The organism is Vibrio sp. YMD68 (assembly GCF_029958905.1).
Lineage (GTDB): Bacteria > Pseudomonadota > Gammaproteobacteria > Enterobacterales > Vibrionaceae > Vibrio.
Genome location: NZ_CP124614.1, coordinates 1,267,404 through 1,285,176, shown reverse-complemented (window position 1 = coordinate 1,285,176; position 17,773 = coordinate 1,267,404). Strand labels below are relative to the sequence as shown.

Genomic DNA, 17,773 nt, shown 5'->3' with positions numbered 1-17,773 from the left:
GGCGATGGCTTAAACCGAGATGAGATTTATCACGTTCAGGCTTGGGACACACCCATAAAAAATCCAAATGCATAAAAAACATTTGGATTTTTACCTCCCTAGAGGATCGTTCAGCCGATCACTTTAACGCTAGGGCGTGTTGATCGGTATTTGGCCCTAAGCTCTTTTTATTTATCGATTCCGAAATGAAGGTAAGCTCTGTCGGTTGCAATTCGCCCCCTTGGAGTGCGTTGTAAATAGCCTTGTTGGATCAGGTACGGTTCCAATACATCTTCAATGGTGTCTTTCTCTTCACCGATAGCCGCGGCCATGTTATCTAGCCCCACCGGACCGCCACCAAACTTTTCCATAATGGCTAACAGAAGCTTTCTATCCATGTAGTCAAACCCTTGCGCATCCACATCAAGCATGTTCAACGCTTTGTCAGAAATCGCTTCACTGATATGGCCATCCCCTTTCACTTCCGCGTAGTCGCGAACTCGGCGCAACAGGCGGTTTGCGATACGGGGAGTCCCTCGAGCACGGCGAGCAATTTCCAAAGCCCCCTCTGGTTCCATAGAGAGATTCAAGCAATTAGCACTGCGCTCAACGATGTACTGTAAGTCGGGGACTTTATAATATTCGAGGCGCTGAGTAATGCCGAAACGATCACGCAGCGGGGATGTCAAAGAACCCGCTCGCGTTGTCGCGCCAATCAGGGTAAATGGAGGTAAATCTATTTTAATTGAACGAGCAGCAGGGCCTTCACCAATCATGATATCGAGTTGGTAATCTTCCATAGCTGGATACAACACTTCTTCGACCATTGGGCTGAGTCGGTGAATTTCATCAATAAAGAGAACGTCATTCTCTTCTAGGTTCGTCAGCAAAGCCGCCAAGTCCCCTGCTTTTTCCAATACAGGGCCAGAGGTGGTGCGAATGTTCACTTCCATCTCATTGGCTACGATATTCGCCAGTGTTGTTTTTCCTAAACCAGGTGGGCCAAAAATAAGCAGATGATCAAGAGGCTCATGTCTTAACTGGGCAGCTTTGATAAAGATTTCCATTTGATCTTTAACGTGATCCTGCCCTCTATAATCAGCGAGTTTTTTAGGCCGTATTGCCCTATCAATAAGCTCTTCTTCTTTAAAAACTGGGCTGTCAGGGGCAATCAAACGATCGGCTTCAATCATAACGTGTAAAATTCCTATAATATGCCTTAAACCATAGATTTAAGTGCATCACGGATAAGTTGTTCACTGGTCATATCATCACGGGCAATCTGTGAAATCACTTTAGACGCTTGTACGGGTTTATAACCCAGTGCCAATAATGCACTCACGGCTTCATCTTGTGCACTTTGAGCGCGATGAACAGGCCCTGAGTCTGAAGGAGCAGCGTCCGTCGCTGGAGTAAATAGATCGCCAGCTCCCCATCCTTTCAAACGGTCTTTCATTTCGACAACCAAACGTTCAGCGGTTTTTTTACCAACACCAGGAAGCTTCACTAATGTGGAAATATCTTCTCTTTCAACCGATGAAACGAACTGGCTCGCTGACATGCCCGATAGAATACCGAGCCCCAATTTCGGGCCAACACCATTGGCTTTAATGACTTCTCTGAAAAGGGCACGCTCTTTCACTGTATTAAAACCATACAAGAGTTGTGCATCTTCCCGCACAACAAAATGAGTATAGATAATGGCTTCTTCACCAAGCTCAGGAAGTTCATAGAAACAGCTCATCGGCATTTGTACTTCGTAGCCAATACCGTTGACTTCAATTAATAACTCTGGGGGCTGTTTTTCTATCAGTAAGCCGCGAAGACGTCCAATCACACTCGATTCCTTTAAGACAATAATGTCTAGCGATGATAATAAATAACTGGATGGATAGCCAGTAAAAGATAGTCGTTAAAATGTTAGCGATAACGGCCTTTTTTGGCGCTCGTCGCTTTGCCAGCTAATGCAGCCAAGGTTTTATTGGTATTGGCATGACAGATTGCTACGCCAAGGGCATCGGCAGCATCGGCTTGAGGTTTTGCCGGGAGTTTCAGCATGTGTTTGACCATGTGTTGCACTTGTTGTTTATCCGCCCCACCGGTCCCCACCACCGCCTGTTTTATTGAACGCGCTGAATATTCGAACACAGGTAAATCTGCGTTCACCGCAGCGACAATGGCACTGCCTCTGGCCTGGCCTAGTTTAAGCGCTGAATCTGGGTTTTTCGCCATGAACACTTGCTCGATAGCAAACACTTCTGGCTGAAACTGAGTGATGATTTCTGAAACACCTGCATAAATCTGCTTTAGTCGACCAGGAAGCTCTTTTTCTGAAGTACGGATACAGCCACTGCCTAAATAGTGAAGGTGGCGACCTTGCTGAGAAATAACCCCATACCCGGTAATTCGTGAGCCAGGATCAATCCCTAAAATAATTGTCATTAATGGTTACCTACCAACAAAAAATGCCCACTGAGTAGGGGGCATTTTTATTTCATTCACTGACACAACGCAAGTTGTTATTCAGCGTCTTTCTTCGCCGCTGTCACCGTTACGGCCAGCTCTTCAAGAGATGCCGGGTTTGCAATGCTTGGTGCGTTAGTAAGTAGACAAGCTGCGGCGGTTGTTTTAGGGAAGGCGATAACATCACGGATGTTCTCGGTTCCACAAAGCAGCATCGCCAAACGGTCAAGACCGAATGCCAAACCAGCATGAGGCGGCGTACCGTATTTAAGGGCATCAAGTAAGAAGCCAAACTTCTCTTGCTGCTCTTGCTCTTCAATACCTAGAATACCAAATACTGCGGTTTGCATGTCTGCGTTGTGAATACGCACAGAACCGCCGCCTACTTCGTAGCCGTTGATGACCATGTCGTAGGCATCAGAATTTGCTGCTGCTGGGTTCGCTTTAAGCTCTTCCGCGTTCACACCTAGTGGTGAGGTGAATGGGTGGTGCATCGCATGCAAGTTACCTTCGCCATCCTCTTCAAACATTGGGAAGTCAATAACCCAAAGAGGCGCCCAAGCTTTCTTATCTGTAAGCTCAAGATCTTCACCCAGTTTGATACGTAACGCGCCCATTGCTTCAGCAACGATGCCCGCTTTGTCTGCGCCGAACAGAATGATATCGCCAGATTCAGCTTGAGTGCGATCTAGAATACCGTTGATTACGTCTTCGCTTAGGAATTTCGCAACTGGAGATTGAATACCTTCCATGCCTGCAGCACGGTCGTTAACCTTCATCCAAGCTAGGCCTTTCGCGCCGTAGATGTTTACGTGTTCTGCGTAACCGTCGATTTGCTTACGAGTTAGCTTAGCACCACCTGGTACACGGATAACCGCTACGCGACCTTTTTCGTCGTTAGCAGGGCCTGAGAATACTTTGAACTCAACGTCTTTAACTAAGTCAGCAACGTCCACTAGCTCTAGCGGGTTACGTAGATCTGGCTTATCAGAACCGAAACGACGAATCGCTTCAGAGAAAGGCATGACTGGGAATTGGCCCAGTTCAACATCTAGCAGCTCTTTCCACATATCGTGAACTAACTTCTCTGTGATGTTACGTACTTCTTGAGAAGACATGAACGATGTTTCGATATCGATTTGAGTGAATTCAGGCTGGCGGTCAGCACGTAAATCTTCATCACGGAAACATTTAACGATTTGGTAATAACGGTCAAAACCAGACATCATCAGCAGTTGCTTAAACAGCTGAGGAGATTGAGGAAGTGCGTAGAAGCTGCCTTTGTGAACTCGGCTTGGTACTAGGTAGTCACGAGCCCCTTCTGGTGTCGCTTTTGTCAGTACTGGAGTCTCGATGTCTAAGAATAGGTTTTCATCGAGGAAACGACGAACGAAGCTAGAAGCGCGTGCACGCAGTTTAATGCGATCGCTCATTTCTGGGCGACGCAGATCGATATAACGGTACTTAAGACGCTGCTCTTCAGAGTTCGTTTGGTTGAAGTCGAGTGGAAGCGCATCAGAACGGTTGATGATCTCAAGACCCGTCGCGTAAAGTTCTACCTCACCAGTGGCCATGTCTTTGTTTACTTGGCTGTCTGGGCGAACACGTACTTCACCAGTGAACTTGATACAGAATTCATTACGCAGTTGGTTGGCGATTGGAAAGATATCTTTCATATCTGGATCAACAACAACCTGAACGATGCCTTCACGATCTCGCATATCGATAAAGATAAGACCGCCTAAATCACGGCGACGGTTTACCCAGCCGCACAATTCTACAGTTTGTCCCGCCAGGGACTTGTTCAGGTTACCACAGTAATGGGTACGCATAATGAATTTCCCAATCTCTTAATTATTTACTAGTTTCCAAGCTGTCGGCGGTAATATCCACCCAACAGAGCAAAGGATTATTTATACGCGGAAACTCGCTTAAAATCGACCTTCCACACGTGAATTTGTTGTGTTTTATCTTGCTTTGCTGCTTTTTAATGCGCCAAACGTGCAAATATTCAGCAAAAGCAAAAAAATGGCGTTAATTATATCTCGAAAGTACCTTAATCAGCAAAAGTCTCGTACAGTAGTTTTTGGTTTTAACCCAAAATAATGATGTGGTGACTATGGCAACTTTACCTTTAAGGCTTGGACTCACGATGTGGTCTCATTCTGAGTGGCAAAGTCCGTTCTATGGAAAAGGTACCAAACCTGCAGAGCGCCTAGAAAAATACAGTCAAGTTTTTCATACGGTTGAAGGGAATACGACGTTTTACGCTACGCCGAGCCTACCCACAGTCCAAAACTGGAAAGCAGCGACTCATGAGGATTTTCGCTTTACGTTTAAACTGCCCAAATTCATTACTCACCAACAGCAACTCCGGCAATGTCAGGCAGAGTTGAAAGAATTTTTGGCCACCATGTCCCCGCTGCACGACCGGATAGGGCAATGGACAATTCAACTACCACATAGCTTTGAACCCAGCATGCTCCCTACCCTACAAAAATTTTGTTCGTATTTCCCGAATGACATGCAGCTCGGCGTCGAAGTTCGCCACCTTGGTTTCTTTAACAAAAAGGATGAAGAAAAACACTTTAATCAATGGCTCGTTGAAGAAGGCATCAATCGCACGATTATGGATAGCCGCCCAGTCTTTTCCGCACCACCAACGACAGAAGCGGTCATCGATGCGCATCAAAAGAAACCACGCGTTCCTGTTCATGCCATTGCCACCGCAGAAAACCCAATGATTCGATTCATAGGCCACCCCGAACAAGACGCCAACGTAGCTTTCTTTGAACCCTGGCTAAAAAAATTGCCAATATGGATAGCTGAGGGAAAACAACCTTACGTGATGATCCATACGCCCGATAATGTCGAAGCCCCGCAACTTGCGTCACGGCTATACGAGAAGTTAGCTGAGGAAATTTCGCTTCCTCCTCTCGCTGATTTTCCCGCAGTGGAAGGCGATCACCAAATGTCGATGTTCTAGTTTCTGTCTACCGACATAGGTGATAGAAGCAGATAAATGAGTCAAGTTCAGAATGGATCCCCATAGGTTTAACCTCGAATTATCTGCGTTTACTGATGTTGTGCTGCCGTGATTTCGTGACATGGGACTAATTATTACGTAAAATACGCCCCCTTTTATTGGGGATGTTGTACCCCTATTGCTGACAACCACGAGAGAACACCATGAGCAACAAAGCGAGTAACAAAGACGCTATCTTTTCCGCTCCCATTGATAAGATCGGTGACTTCACCTTTGATGAACGCGTTGCGGAAGTTTTTCCAGACATGATTCAACGCTCTGTTCCAGGTTACAGCAACATCATTTCGGCCATTGGCATGTTGGCCGAACGCTTTGTCAAACCGCATTCCAATATCTATGATTTAGGTTGCTCATTAGGTGCGGCTACCCTGTCAATGCGCCGCCATATCCAACAAGAAGGTTGTACGATTTTTGCTGTCGATAATTCGGCGGCAATGATTGAACGCTGTAAGCTTCACGTGAACGCTTATCGCTCAGATACGCCGGTTCAAGTGATTGAAGCCGATATACGGGAAATCGCCATTGAAGATGCCTCTATTGTGGTCTTAAATTTCACCTTGCAGTTTCTTTCTCCAGAAGACCGCTATGCATTGCTCAAAAAAATTCATACGGGTCTGCGCCCCGGTGGTATTTTAATTTTGTCTGAAAAATACGTTTTTGACGACGACAATGCCAATGAACTGTTGATCGACTTACACCACGATTTCAAACGTGCAAATGGGTATAGCGAGCTTGAAGTTAGCCAGAAGCGCAGCGCCATTGAAAATGTCATGCGCCCTGACTCCATCGACACGCATAAAAAACGCTTTAATAAAATTGGTTTCTCGAGCAGTGAAGTGTGGTTCCAATGCTTTAACTTCGGCTCAATGTTTGCCATAAAATAACGTTCGGTTTTAATTCAGCGTACTTAGTTTTAATTCATTACAATTTAATTCAGCACGCTTGTTAATTGAGGGCACAGAGAATGAACACTCAAAGTGTGCCTAATTTTGTTCAGTCATTTTCTTTTTGCATCCAGCTTTGGAAAAAATAAGCGATGTTTTGATCATGACTGCTAGAACATTCGATCTCTTTACAGGAACACAACCATGTTCGATTTTGCAAATATCTATCAACTCATCGCGAATGATGACCGCCTTCAACCTTGGCTCAACACTCTCCCACAGCAGCTAACGGATTGGCAAAACGCAGAACATGGCGACTTTGAACGCTGGCTAAGAGCCCTTAAGAAGATCCCATCGGGTAAGCCCGATAATATCGATCTAAAAGAATCGGTGTCTTTAAGCAACCAAACTCCCCTGTCACAAGGGGAAACTAAAAAACTAGAAAACTTACTTAAGACTTTTCACCCTTGGCGTAAAGGCCCTTACACCGTTCATGATATTCATATTGATACCGAATGGCGAAGCGACTGGAAATGGGATCGCGTCCTTCCTCATATTTCACCTCTTAAAAATCGGTCTGTACTAGATGTTGGCTGTGGCAATGGTTACCACATGTGGCGAATGCTTGGCGAAAAGGCCCGTCTCTGTATCGGCATTGATCCTTCTCACCTATTTTTGGTTCAGTTCGAAGCGATTAGAAAATTGATGGGGGATGACCAGCGCACACACCTATTGCCTTTAGGTATTGAGCAATTGCCAAGATTGGAAGCCTTTGACACCGTATTTAGCATGGGGGTGCTTTACCATCGCCGTTCACCCCTTGATCATCTTATTCAATTGAAAGATCAGTTAGTAAACGGTGGAGAGTTGGTGCTAGAAACCTTGGTCATTGAAGGGGATGAAAACACGGTGCTCGTGCCCGTCGACCGCTATGCGCAAATGCGAAACGTCTATTTCTTCCCATCAGCTCGTGCGTTGAAAGTTTGGCTAGAACAAGTTGGCTTTGTTAACGTCCGTATCGTGGATGAGAATACAACCACCATCGGAGAACAGAGAACGACGGAGTGGATGACACATAACTCACTACCCGATTATCTCGACCCAAATGACGCCAGCAAAACCCGCGAAGGGCACCCTGCGCCACGTCGCGCAATTTTGATCGCGAATAAGCCATAATTGACAATATTCTAACCTGCATTTTAGCTGATAAGATATTCTCCTGCTGCTATTAAGAAGGGAAGCCAAAAAAACCCTTCTTTTGCAGGAAAATACACGAATAATTACGCTTAATGGCCCTTTAAGGTTTCCAATGTTGAAAAGATTAGCTCCCGTTCTCGCCCTTGGTTTTTTGTCTGGTTGTGTTCAAACCAATAGCGAACAATTTCATTACGACACTATCTCTGCTATTCAAGAATCAAACGCTCTCCTTACGAATAAATTGACTAACATCGAATTGGCGGTGAGTAATCAGACCGATTATGTTGACAGTTTAGAAGCTGAAATCCTGTCTCTTCAAGAAAAACTGCAGCACGCGACGATAACGTTAGTTCCCGCGCCTCGCTCCAAGGGAGCGGAAAAAGAAAGCACGCCAACTCAAGTGGTGTTTACCCCAGCCTCTTCAACACAAAAAATTGTATTAGGTGAGATAGAGCACGTCACCATCGACGCGATAAATCAGGCTTTTGACGCCCGGATTGATACTGGTGCGGCGACTTCGTCACTCAATGCTATCGACATTGAAGAATTCGAGCGTAACGGAAAAAACTGGGTACGTTTTCATCTGTCTGATGGCGTTACCGAACTCAGCGATGAAAACTGGATAGAATTACCTGTTCTGCGCTTTGTCAAAATAAGACAGTCGACCAGCGAGTCGGTTGAGCGTCGCGCAGTTGTGGAACTTTGGGTCAAAGTGGGCAAAATTCACGAAAAAGCACAATTTACCTTGGCAGACCGCTCTCAAATGAGTCATCCTATTTTACTCGGGCGAGAGTTTATTCGCGATATCGCGCTCGTAGATATAAGTCGCCAGTATATACATACGGAAATCAAACAAAAATAATAGGTAAGTTATGACGTCAAAAGTACCATTTTATCTGTCAGTTGTTCTGCTGATCATCGCAGGGATTGCACTGAGTGTGCTAAGGCATCAGACCTATGGTGTTCCTTGGATACCAGGTGAAACACGCCAAGTCTGGGATATTGAAGCGCGGATTGAGTTTACGGCTCAGAATAAACCTGTGAAAGCTTCTCTCGCCGCCCCTCATACTCAAGCCGGATACACGCTCGTCAACGAATCGGCCTCATCACCTGGCTACGGTGTCTCTTATATCAATACCGATTCCGGTCGACGTGCTGAATGGTCTATTCGTGAAGCAGACGGCGCTCAAACTATCTATTATAAAACGCAATTCTTAGTCGACCCGCAAGCGAAAGTGAGCCCGATCAAACCAAGTGGTGAGATTGTGAAGCCAACGTTTGATGGCCCAGTGGAAGCGGCGGCAAATGCGCTCATTGAACGTGCTAATCAACGATCGGCTGATGATGTTACTTTTACTCGCGAGCTCATTAAAACGCTCAACGACAGTGAAAGCCAAAACTCAGCGCTTATATTGAATACCCTCTCCAAAGTCGAAGCCGTAGACAAGCTTCTCGCCTATGCGCAAATACCGAGTAAAGTCGTCGGTGTTATTGAATTGGAAGATGGGCGTCGACGTCAAAGCATCCAACAAATGAATCAGGTGTGGGATGGCAATAAATGGGAACTATTTAACCCAACTTTAGGCACTCCTGAGACTCAAGACAATCTGCTTATTTGGGACGAATCCAACGTGTCCTTGCTCGATCTGGTCGGTGGTAAAAACAGTCAGGTGCATTTCTCTATGATCGCTCAAGAGGTGTCACCTAAGCAAGCGACCAACGGAAAAGTACAGGCTGATGGGCTACTCAACATTTCTATTCATAGTTTGCCACTCGAAGAGCAAGCGATGTTTAAAACCATTATGTTGATCCCTATCGGTGCGCTTCTGGTTGTTTTCCTTCGTGTCATTGTGGGGCTAAAAACATCCGGCACCTTCATGCCTGTTCTTATCGCCGTGGCCTTTGTACAGACTCAACTGATTACCGGCATTGTTGGTTTCTTACTCATCGTCGGCACAGGCTTAGTGATTCGTAGCTACCTTTCTAAGCTCAACCTATTGCTTGTTTCGCGAATATCCGCCGTCATTATTACCGTAATAATGATCATCTCGGTCTTTACCGTCATTGCTTTCAATATTGGCCTTACAGAAGGGCTATCGATTACTTTCTTCCCTATGATCATCCTTTCATGGACCATCGAACGTATGTCGATTCTGTGGGAAGAGGAAGGGCCTAAGGAAGTGGTACTGCAAGGTGGTGGTTCATTGCTAACCGCGGTCCTTGTTTATTTAGCGATGACCAACAGTTACATTCAGCATTTAACCTTTAACTTTATTGGTCTTCAGCTGATTGTATTGGCCGCTATTTTGTTGCTTGGTACCTACACTGGTTACCGTTTAACTGAACTGCGCCGCTTCAAACCACTCGCGGAGGACTAACTATGTTTTCACAGTTTACCTCTCCAAGTAAATTGAAGCGCAAAGGTATCATGGGAATGAATCAGCGTAACCACAGCTATATTGCTCGTTACAATGACCGCTCTAAATACCCTTTGGTTGATGACAAGCTGAAAACCAAAATTATTGCCGAGCAAGCGGGATGTACGACTCCCGCATTGATTGGGGTTATTAGCCATCAAGCCGAAGTAAAAACCATCCACAAAATGGTGCTTAAGTGGCCTGGTTTTGTTATCAAACCGGCCCAAGGCAGCGGTGGTAAAGGAATCTTAGTGATCGTCTCCCATAAGGATGGTGTCTATACCAAGCCTTCTGGAGATACGGTTGGCAAAGAAGATGTAGAACGTCATATTAGTAATGCATTGGCGGGGCTGTTTTCTCTTGGTGGTAAAAATGATGTCGCCGTCGTAGAAAACCTGATCAAATTCGATGAGTGTTTCAATGGCTACAGCTTTGAGGGCGTACCTGACGTGCGTATCATCGTGTTTAAGGGCTACCCAGTCATGGCGATGATGCGATGCTCAACCGCCGCCTCTGATGGTAAAGCTAACCTACACCAAGGTGCGGTCGGTATTGGTATCGATATCGCCACTGGGCGAGCGGTTCGGGCCGTTCAGTTCGATAAACCTATCACCCATCATCCTGATACAGAGCAAGAACTTAGCCAGTTACAAGTGCCTCATTGGGAGAAGCTTTTAACATTAGCAGCAAGCGCTTGGGAAATGACGGGGCTGGGTTATATGGGGACCGATATGGTGCTCGACCAAGAAGAGGGTCCAATGGTTCTAGAACTGAATGCTAGACCGGGTCTTGCTATTCAAATTGCGAATGGTGCCGGACTCGTACCTAGATTGCAGCATATCGAAAGCTTAGGGATGCCTGCTGAATACCCGAAACCGGCTGAACGCGTTGCCTACGCCGCTAAGCAGTTTGGTATTTTCAGTAAGACGATTTCGGGCTAGTTGAACACTATCCTTTTTGTCGACACCGCAATCACTCGCGTCTAGCCTTCGACAATCAAAATGCTTTCTCGCATAAAAATGCCTTCCATGTGGAAGGCATTTTTTGCTTATGAGTATGTCATTCAGGGAGAATGGGGCAGTGGCTCAATCACATAGCTAATTCGCCACTAGCCTGCATTATGGACCTGAGCTACAAACCTTCAACCCATTCTGCGTTCATCGCTTCGCCTTGTTCTTCACTTAGCTCATTATTGAATGATTCATTGCGAGTCGCCTCAAGTGAATCCATGGCTGGTGACGACTTTGCTACTTGCCCAAAACCTCGCAGACCAACGACATGCACGTGTTCATGATCTTTAAAGATTTTACGTACTAATTTATACGTAGTTCCTTTTTCTGGGCTGATGTTCTCTGGGGCTGCGATCAAGAGCTGCATATCCAGACGGTCACAAAGCTCAAACAGGGTCGAGATTGATTTGGTATCCAAACGCGCGGCTTCATCCAAGAACAGCAAACGACATGGAATGATATCCTTACTGCGTAGACGACGAGACTCCTCTTCCCAACTTTGGATAACCATCAGCAAAATCGACTGACCTGTACCGATCGCCTCGCCCGTGGATAATGCGCCTGATTCAGCTTGAAGCCAGCCATCAGAACCGCGGCTAACTTCAACACTGAGTTCTAGATAGTTTCGATAATCCAGTAACTCTTCACCGAGCACTTGAGGAGAACGTTGGCCCATGTCGATATGCGGGTTAACGCGCTGGAACAGTTTTGCCATCGCTTCGGAGAAAGTAAAGCGTGTACTTTCAAACAAGTCTTTATGCTGAGACTGTTGATCAGAAAGCCCATTTAACAAAATCTCATGGCTTTCTCTGACTTTAACGTTGAGACGAACCCCTTTAACCTGACCAAATCCAATGTTAGACAGCCCTTGGTTCAACATGCGAATGCGATTTTGCTCTCGTAAGATCGTCTTCTTAATGATGCTCGCTACCGAATCTGAACTGATCGCTAAGCGATTTTCACGCAACGTTAACTCTTCCGTTAATCGGGCCAGTTCGACTTCCATTTCTTCGATCGCTTCAACTGGATCATCGGTACGGATAATATCCTGACGAATACGTTCACGTAGATGCTGATACACCGCAATGTAAAACAGAACTTTACGTTCAGGGTGGGCATTGTCTTCTGACTGGCGAAGTGCATCGCGTAAGTCATCATTATTCGCGACCGCTAAACGGAGGGCACCTAATGATTTATCCGACATAGAGCGTAATTCGCCCGCGGACAAGTACGCCAGTTCACGTTTGTGCAAACGACGCTCAACGTCATTTTCACGAGCTAACCGCAGCACCGAACACCAGCCGGCTTTCGCCGCAACAACGAACGTTCGCAGTTCAATGTATTCCTTCTGAACTTTTCTTAGTCGCTTAGCCAACCCTTTCATTTCAAGCTCAGTCGACGTAATGGTTCTATCGCACTCACTCTTTCGATTTCGAGTAGTGTGTAAGAGTTCATGCAATTCGTCTTTACGGCGTTGTGCTCGTTCTACCGCGCTTTCATCCGCGGTGACTCCGTACTCTTTCAGCTCTTGCTTAAATTCTTGTACCGTTTCTTGCTTGGCTTGATGTGAACTTTTTAGTGACGCAAGAACTTGCTGGTATTGGTTCATCTGCCCTTGAACTTGCTTATAGTCTTCACGATGACGACTGCGTGCACGTTCAGCATCAACCAACTTCGATTTCAACTGCTCACTCAGTTCACTGCTTTGATTCAATAGATCGACAGAGTCGGAATAGCTAAAATACTGTTTACGCTCAACCAGATCCGCCACCGCAAAGATTTCTGCTTTTAGCGACTGTAGTTTTTGGTCTGCATCTTGGTATTCAAGTGCTAAGGCTTCATACTGCTCAGGATCACTGTCTAACGCATTGACGATTTGAGACAAAGCGTCAACTTGTTTGCCATGATGAGATAGAAAAGCTTTTGCTTCTGTTAACGAAGCCATCTTACTCTCTAATTCATCATAGCGAGCACCGAGTTCTGTGTCCTCAATGAGCCCCATCATCGGTGCCAATTTATCTAACACTGTTAGTGCTTGCTTACTTGCTTGACGCTGGTTGTTAAGCTGCTGCTCTTTAGACTCTAAATCTGATAGTAAACGCGCCCCTTGAGTATGAATCTCTCTTTGCTTAGCAAGTGCTTGCTCTGGATCTTGTTCAAAAGCAACTTGAATATGGCTCGCGACAAAGCGGTTGAAGCTTTGGTACAAACGAGACAATTTTTGCGAATCAAAAGCCGCCTTGGCATGATGTTCTAATACCTCTTCACGTTCCTCTCGCAATAGCTCTAAACGCTGTTCACGTGCCGCTCGGCCAAACAGCGGGATCTCTGGAAAACGCGAGTAACGCATTTGACGGTCGTTAAGCAGAACACAAACCGCCCCTTCAAGTTCATCGGCATTAAATGAACTGTCATCAAAAGCGTCGATATCCCCTTCAATGATGTAAAGGTCTTCTGGGCAATCATCAAGATCCACCAGCTTCTCTTTGATATCAGTAAGATCGGAAACCACAATCGCGTTACGTGCCGGGCCGTACATTGCACTGAAATAAGGCGCATCACCGAGAGTAATGTCATCGTAGATTTCAGAGAGCAAGACACCGCCTAAGGTATCGGCCAACCCTTTCAAACGAGGATCATTTGAACCACCTGGCGATGCTAGGCGTTCAATTTCTGCATCTAATTCTGTTCGTTTTAGAGCTAAGCGATCTTTCTCAATTGACAAGGTTTTTTCTTGCTCTAAGACTTGCTGCATGGTGTGCATAACCGAGTGGCTATCAGGCAGCTCAGAACCACTCTGCTCTCTTAACCCATTTAACGCATCATTCGCCGCGATCCATGTCGGGGCTATCCCTTCTAGCCTCTTAATTTCACCACTCACAGTCTGAAGCTGATTGCGCTGCTCACTGCGCTTTTCACGCTGCTCTTCTAGGGCGAACTCTACGCTGTCAATTTGCTCTAAGTGGTGCTCTCGCTCTTGCTCCAAACTGACTTCATCAACCAAGTTAACGTGATATTGCTTTTGATAGCGAGCGACCGAGTCCAAGAGCTGCTTCTGCTGCTCTAATTGACGCTCGACCTCTCGGAACTGTGCTTTCCATTGATGCTCATTTTGAGTGGTTTGCTCAGCATTACGACGGTTATTGAGTATCTCTTTCGCCACACTAGCAGCATCAACACGTTCAACTGGGCCAGCTACCGATTTCACCAGTGCCAGTGCTGCTTCAAATTGCTCCGCCGCGGCCGATGAAACATCAAGCTTATGCTTCAGTGCCAGTAATAACGTTGTCTGTTGTGTCTCTTCGCGCTTTAGCTCGCTTAATACTGACGAAGCAGAGTCGGCGGTTAGGTCATCATTAGCAAGTAAGGTTTTGGCTTTAGTCAACGCCTGTACAGCTTGTTGATATTGCAAAGCTCGAGTTTGCTGAACATCTAATGCTTGTTGATAATCCGCCAACTGCGTTTTTAGGCTGTCCACTTCTTCTTCAGCAATATGCGCTTGCTGTTCAACCGTCATGAGTTGCTCTTGAGCTTCTTCAACCACCATCAGCTGCTCTTCAAGGCGCTCATTCAGCTCTTCCAAGTCCCCTTCATAGCGTTCTACTTTTTCTTGCTGTCTTAACGCAGTGAGTACTAATTGAAGATGATCGGAAGCACCTTGATGATCTTGTTCCAGTGCCGACTCTTTTTCTACAATCGCTTCAAGTTCTTGCTGCACATTGGTCAATAAATCGTGTTGCTCAATGAGAGTGCTTCGTGAACTAAACAGCTCGGAACGAAGCGCCAAGGTATTATCCAGCTTAGCCTTGCGCTCATTAGCGTGACGCATGTAATCGGCAGCAACGTAGTGTGTTGATTCGGTAATAAGGTGCTTGAACAGATCACGATCCGCTTGAGTCATTTTGATCGCCTCAAGGGTCATGCGGTTTTCACGCAAGGCGGATTCCATGTCTTGGAACGCTTTTTTAACGCCACCATTTTGTGGTAACAAGTAATCACGTAATGAACGGGTAATCGCGCTCGAAATACCCCCGTATAAAGACGCTTCAATCAGGCGGTAGAATTTAGAACGATCGCCGCTGTTACGCAGTTTTTTGGGTACCACACCATAGTCGAACATCTGCCCGTGGTAGTCGACTATCGAGCTAAATGCTTTAAAGTGAGCCCCTTCATATTGAGCGGTGACGTCTTTCACTTCATTCAGTTGACGAACGCGAGCGTGGCTGTCTGAAACGCTTTCAATCAGAATATCCGTTGGCTTGATATGGCTCGGTAAACCTTGGATGACAAACGGTTTAATATCGACTTTTTTGTCTCGACCGGCCACCTGCTGAAGTTTCACGGCAAACAGTAAACGTTGTTTTTTCGAGTTCACAACGTCAAGAGCTGCGTAACATGCGCCAGGCTGCAACTTCCCGTAAAGCCCTTTATCACGAGAAGCTTGTGAGCTACCCGCTTCGGTTGTATTTCTGAAGTGAAGTAAGCTTTGGTCTGGAATAAGCGCCGTAATAAAAGCCGCCATAGTGGTCGACTTACCCGCACCGTTCCCACCAGACAAAGTAGTAACTAAATCATCAATATCAAAGGTTCGCGCAAAGAAACCGTTCCAGTTGATCATCGTAAGTGATTGATACTTGCCTCTTTCAATCATGCGTTACCTTCCATATTTGTTGCTTCTACTTGGTTATATTGAGCGTCATCATTGTCTTCAGAGTCGTCGCTATCTTGTAACAACTCCCCTTGGTTTGGTTGTTGAGTATGAACCACCGCTTCACCATCTCGAATCAAACGCAGCTGCGCGTCTCTGACATCATCACCAATACGAACATCGGCGCCAAAACGAAAAACCGATTCGCTTATCTGAAATTTACCGGTTTCACCCACATTAATTACCATGCCCAATCGGCGTAATCGACGCAGTGAGGTTCGTACTTTTTCAAACAGTTTTTCTCGATCTAAATCTGACCCGCTTGCCCTGTTTGTCACTAACTTCATGAGTTTCTTTTCATCAGCGAGGTTCAGTAGCTCTTCATACAGCTCTTGATTGGTAAAAATGCCTTCATGGGCCAGTCTCTCGGGGCTCAGATAGAGGAAACACAAAACTTTACCCACCAGCATATCGAGCTCAGTTAATACACTGCGGTTAATCAGCGAGGTTGAACGTGGGCGAAGATAGAAAAAACCTTCCGGAGCTTTCACCAACTCAACGTTATAGCGTTGATAGAAAAGGGCTAATTCTGTTTCAAAATCACTGAGTAAAGCGTGTTTATCCAGATCGTCACTCGATACATGACGCCCCATGCGCAATAGGCTGTCGAGTTCTGGAAACAGTGGGTTTGATATTGCTTTTGCCAGGTTTTCTGGCATGTATTCATTAATATCGGTCGATGACATTTGCTTGTACCTTTGCACCAAAATCATTAATTGCTTGCCAATTAGGTTGAATCGCTCGGTAGTCTGATTCCGAATACCCTAATCGAACGGCTTGATCAATAATCATTCTGGCTAAATCAAAATGATGAGTCTGTGGATAAGTGAATAGATAGTCGCGCAGCACCTGACTTAGATCGATGTGGCTGCCCTGTTCTTTATGCTGTTTAAGCATCGAACTGATTTTGGTTGATAACTCAGTATTCACTTGTTGAATTTCTTCATACTCAACGTCAAGTGGAACTTGCCCTGTGACTTCATCATCACGAAGAACAAGGGCTTCATCTCGTAAGTCACTCAATCGTTCAGCATCGGCATAAGTCAGATGCCATGGAGAATCAAAATAATCGGCAACCGATTGACGCAGGCGTTGGCTGAATGCACGATTTTGATCCATGTCTATCGCCGTACGAATGAATTTATGCACATGGCGATCGTACCCTATCCAAAGGTCGATAGCCTGCTGACCCCAGCTGATGATTCGATCTAGTTTAGTTTGCAAACTGAACAAAGCTTCTTCAATCTCTGCAAGGGCAGGATCACCATAGACCAACCCTTGAATATCGAGAATTTGGGTTTGCAGTTCATCACCTGCGGCTTGCAAGGTATCTTGCAGCTCTTTTAATGTCGACGACGTTTCTGACAGTAAAGATTCGCAATTATTAATGGCTTCTCGCCAGTCTTTATTCAATAGCTCTGCTATTTGAAGCTTTACGTTCTGCTGCTGTTCGTCCATCACTCGTTGGTTGAGATCGATTTGGTCGAATATTTCACCCACCGAGTATTTCAAAACGCCATACACTCGCTTTTTCCAGTGCGTCGCATCGCCACCTTCGTGGGCTGACTTAGACGCTTTCGCCATTTCATCAGCAGCCATAGAAAGCTGAATTGATAGTTTCAACTTGGAAAATTCTCGGTGACGCAGGTAGTAATCGGTGATGCCGATAGCAAGCGATGATAATCGGTATATACTCGCCCCATCCGTCACTTCACTGGTGAAACGGCTGATTAGACGTTGCTTGACCAATTCATTGATCGCGTTATTCGCGCGAAAGGCGGAGGCTTCTCCGGTATTTTCAAACATCCGAGTGACGATGGTAAAAGCATCATGCAACTCACCTTCACCCAGTTCTTCATCAAACCTATTATCACTTAAAACCGCTAACGCTATTAAAAATGCGAGCCGTTCGTTTGAGAGGTTTAATGAGAAATCGTGCTGCTTTACCCAACCAACCAATTCATCCACTGGCTGTTCAGCAACATTGAGAGTCATCTCACTCATGTCTATTCCTGATTTCTTTTTCTTTTTACCAACACATCGATACGTCAATGCATCGGCCTAATGGC

Annotated in this window: 13 protein-coding genes; 6 read left to right on the top strand and 7 right to left on the bottom strand. The window is 45.8% G+C overall.

The window, feature by feature from the left end; genetic code table 11:
* Positions 1-167: 167 nt before the first annotated feature.
* The 4 genes from ruvB to aspS form a co-directional block, all read right to left on the bottom strand.
* Entirely contained in the window at positions 168-1,172 is a 1,005-nt protein-coding gene (ruvB, locus tag QF117_RS12040) for a Holliday junction branch migration DNA helicase RuvB (protein ID WP_017033773.1), read from the bottom strand.
* Between the two features lie 26 nt (positions 1,173-1,198).
* Positions 1,199-1,816, bottom strand: a complete 618-nt coding sequence (gene ruvA / locus QF117_RS12035) for a Holliday junction branch migration protein RuvA (RefSeq protein ID WP_282389137.1) — start codon at positions 1,814-1,816, stop codon at positions 1,199-1,201.
* An 83-nt stretch (positions 1,817-1,899) separates the two neighbouring features.
* Positions 1,900-2,421: a crossover junction endodeoxyribonuclease RuvC gene (gene ruvC, locus QF117_RS12030; RefSeq protein WP_282389136.1), complete on the bottom strand. Its 522-nt coding sequence runs from the start codon at positions 2,419-2,421 to the stop codon at positions 1,900-1,902.
* A 77-nt stretch (positions 2,422-2,498) separates the two neighbouring features.
* Entirely contained in the window at positions 2,499-4,274 is a 1,776-nt protein-coding gene (aspS, locus tag QF117_RS12025) for an aspartate--tRNA ligase (protein WP_282389135.1), read from the bottom strand.
* A gap of 287 nt (positions 4,275-4,561) precedes the next feature.
* On the opposite strand from aspS, the gene QF117_RS12020 reads away from it, so the two are divergent.
* The 6 genes from QF117_RS12020 to QF117_RS11995 all read left to right on the top strand — a co-directional run bounded on the left by QF117_RS12020 (position 4,562) and on the right by QF117_RS11995 (position 10,927).
* The gene (locus QF117_RS12020) at positions 4,562-5,428 is read left to right on the top strand and encodes a DUF72 domain-containing protein (RefSeq protein WP_282389134.1); all 867 of its coding nucleotides are present in this window, start codon (positions 4,562-4,564) and stop codon (positions 5,426-5,428) included.
* 203 nt (positions 5,429-5,631) lie between these two features.
* The gene (gene cmoA, locus QF117_RS12015) at positions 5,632-6,372 is read left to right on the top strand and encodes a carboxy-S-adenosyl-L-methionine synthase CmoA (RefSeq protein WP_282389133.1); all 741 of its coding nucleotides are present in this window, start codon (positions 5,632-5,634) and stop codon (positions 6,370-6,372) included.
* Between the two features lie 204 nt (positions 6,373-6,576).
* The gene (gene cmoB, locus QF117_RS12010; protein ID WP_282389132.1) at positions 6,577-7,548 is read left to right on the top strand and encodes a tRNA 5-methoxyuridine(34)/uridine 5-oxyacetic acid(34) synthase CmoB; all 972 of its coding nucleotides are present in this window, start codon (positions 6,577-6,579) and stop codon (positions 7,546-7,548) included.
* A gap of 133 nt (positions 7,549-7,681) precedes the next feature.
* Positions 7,682-8,431 (top strand): ATP-dependent zinc protease, encoded by a 750-nt coding sequence (locus tag QF117_RS12005; RefSeq protein WP_282389131.1) that lies wholly within the window; start codon positions 7,682-7,684, stop codon positions 8,429-8,431.
* A gap of 10 nt (positions 8,432-8,441) precedes the next feature.
* A complete protein-coding gene (locus tag QF117_RS12000) occupies positions 8,442-9,947 on the top strand; it encodes an inactive transglutaminase family protein (RefSeq protein WP_282389130.1) in 1,506 nt (501 codons plus the stop codon).
* Between the two features lie 2 nt (positions 9,948-9,949).
* On the top strand, positions 9,950-10,927 hold the full coding sequence (locus tag QF117_RS11995) for an alpha-L-glutamate ligase-like protein (RefSeq protein WP_282389129.1): 978 nt from the start codon (positions 9,950-9,952) through the stop codon (positions 10,925-10,927).
* A 190-nt stretch (positions 10,928-11,117) separates the two neighbouring features.
* Here QF117_RS11995 and mukB read toward each other — a convergent pair whose 3' ends face one another.
* Genes mukB through mukF form a run of 3 tightly spaced genes read right to left on the bottom strand, consistent with a single transcriptional unit; the run spans position 11,118 to position 17,708 of the window.
* On the bottom strand, positions 11,118-15,647 hold the full coding sequence (gene mukB, locus QF117_RS11990; RefSeq protein ID WP_282389128.1) for a chromosome partition protein MukB: 4,530 nt from the start codon (positions 15,645-15,647) through the stop codon (positions 11,118-11,120).
* A complete protein-coding gene (mukE, locus tag QF117_RS11985) occupies positions 15,644-16,390 on the bottom strand; it encodes a chromosome partition protein MukE (RefSeq protein WP_282389127.1) in 747 nt (248 codons plus the stop codon). The genes mukB and mukE overlap by 4 nt, the downstream gene beginning before the upstream one ends.
* Positions 16,371-17,708 carry a chromosome partition protein MukF gene (gene mukF, locus QF117_RS11980; RefSeq protein ID WP_282389126.1) on the bottom strand — a complete coding sequence of 446 codons (1,338 nt, stop codon included), beginning with the start codon at positions 17,706-17,708 and terminating at the stop codon, positions 16,371-16,373. The genes mukE and mukF overlap by 20 nt, the downstream gene beginning before the upstream one ends.
* Positions 17,709-17,773 lie beyond the last annotated feature (65 nt).

Coding starts and splice junctions, on each gene's coding strand:
- ruvB (WP_017033773.1), bottom strand. CDS start 1,172: ATGATTGAAGCCGATCGTTTGATTGCCCCTGACAGCCCAGTTTTTAAA.
- mukF (WP_282389126.1), bottom strand. CDS start 17,708: ATGAGTGAGATGACTCTCAATGTTGCTGAACAGCCAGTGGATGAATTG.
- mukE (WP_282389127.1), bottom strand. CDS start 16,390: ATGTCATCGACCGATATTAATGAATACATGCCAGAAAACCTGGCAAAA.
- aspS (WP_282389135.1), bottom strand. CDS start 4,274: ATGCGTACCCATTACTGTGGTAACCTGAACAAGTCCCTGGCGGGACAA.
- QF117_RS12005 (WP_282389131.1), top strand. CDS start 7,682: ATGTTGAAAAGATTAGCTCCCGTTCTCGCCCTTGGTTTTTTGTCTGGT.
- ruvC (WP_282389136.1), bottom strand. CDS start 2,421: ATGACAATTATTTTAGGGATTGATCCTGGCTCACGAATTACCGGGTAT.
- QF117_RS11995 (WP_282389129.1), top strand. CDS start 9,950: ATGTTTTCACAGTTTACCTCTCCAAGTAAATTGAAGCGCAAAGGTATC.
- cmoA (WP_282389133.1), top strand. CDS start 5,632: ATGAGCAACAAAGCGAGTAACAAAGACGCTATCTTTTCCGCTCCCATT.
- cmoB (WP_282389132.1), top strand. CDS start 6,577: ATGTTCGATTTTGCAAATATCTATCAACTCATCGCGAATGATGACCGC.
- QF117_RS12000 (WP_282389130.1), top strand. CDS start 8,442: ATGACGTCAAAAGTACCATTTTATCTGTCAGTTGTTCTGCTGATCATC.
- QF117_RS12020 (WP_282389134.1), top strand. CDS start 4,562: ATGGCAACTTTACCTTTAAGGCTTGGACTCACGATGTGGTCTCATTCT.
- mukB (WP_282389128.1), bottom strand. CDS start 15,647: ATGATTGAAAGAGGCAAGTATCAATCACTTACGATGATCAACTGGAAC.